The sequence below is a fragment of the Corallococcus sp. AB032C genome, assembly GCF_003668935.1.
Lineage (GTDB): Bacteria > Myxococcota > Myxococcia > Myxococcales > Myxococcaceae > Corallococcus > Corallococcus exiguus.
Map to the genome: position 1 here is coordinate 1 of NZ_RAWP01000288.1, position 404 is coordinate 404.

The following is a 404-nucleotide window of genomic DNA, read 5'->3' on the forward strand; positions in this document are numbered from 1 at the left end:
TCTTCTCGTTGATGTTCGGCGCCGTCTGGACGTTCTCGTCCAGCACGATGGCCATGCGGCGGCCCACGCCCTGCTCGGTCAGCCGCTCGAACTCGCGCGCGCCCGCGGGGTCGAAGGAGATGTTCACCTCCGGCTCGTTGAGCTGGCTGATGTTCGCGTCCGCGCTCGCCAGGCTCTCGCCGGTCAGCGGCACGTTCTTGTCCAGCAGGTAGGAGCGGTACGAGGTGCACTCGTTCTTCTTCACCGGGTTGGCGATGCACTCGGTGAGCACCACCCGGTTCTCCGGCACCTTGTCCTTCGTGTACTCGGTGATGGCCTCACGCGTGGGGGCCTGGAGCTGCGGGAAGCCGCCCTCCGTCGTCAGCGTGATTTCGCTGCCAGCCGGCGGCGGGGTGGCCTGGAGC

Annotated in this window: 1 pseudogene; it reads right to left on the reverse strand. The window is 67.6% G+C overall.

The features are described 5' to 3' along the window. A pseudogene (locus D7X99_RS42120) lies at positions 1-404 on the reverse strand (protein translocase subunit SecD); the annotation flags it as partial.